General features: G+C 40.7%; 1 protein-coding gene. It reads left to right on the top strand.

Features of this window, described 5'->3' with window-relative positions:
• The coding region (locus tag D8787_RS11305; protein ID WP_260471405.1) for a reverse transcriptase domain-containing protein at positions 1-639 on the top strand (639 nt) is incomplete at both ends.

Raw genomic sequence — 639 nt, 5'->3', positions numbered from 1 at the left:
ATTCAGGTGTTATCATTAACGGTCAGCGTCATAAAACGCTAGTTGGCACACCACAGGGAGGAAATTTATCTCCTCTCTTATCCAATATCATGCTTAATGAATTGGATAAGGAATTAGAAAAGAGGGGACTTCGATTTGTGCGCTACGCAGATGATTGNGTGATTACGGTCGGAAGCGAGGCTGCCGCTAAGCGTGTGATGTATTCAGTCAGTCGTTTTATTGAGAAACGGCTAGGTTTGAAAGTAAACATAACCAAGACTAAGATTACTAGACCAAGAGAGTTGAAATATTTAGGTTTCGGGTTCTGGAAATCATCAGCTGNTTGGAAAAGTCGCCCCCATCAAGATAGTGTTCGGAGATTTAAGCTTAAATTGAAGAAACTAACACAGAGGAANTGGAGTNTAGANTTAACAAGACGTATTGANCAACTGAATTTNTCTATTCGAGGATGGATAAACTATTTCTCATTGGGAAATATGAAAAGTATTGTCACCAGCATAGATGAGCGCTTGCGTACTCGCCTACGAGTGATTATCTGGAAGCAATGGAAGAAGAAATCTAGACGATTATGGGGATTGCTTAAGTTAGGAGTTCCTAAATGGATAGCAGATAAGGTATCTGGCTGGGGTGACCACTATC

The sequence above is a fragment of the Streptococcus mitis genome, assembly GCF_003944325.1.
Lineage (GTDB): Bacteria > Bacillota > Bacilli > Lactobacillales > Streptococcaceae > Streptococcus > Streptococcus mitis_CW.
This window is presented reverse-complemented; position numbering and strand designations above follow the sequence as displayed.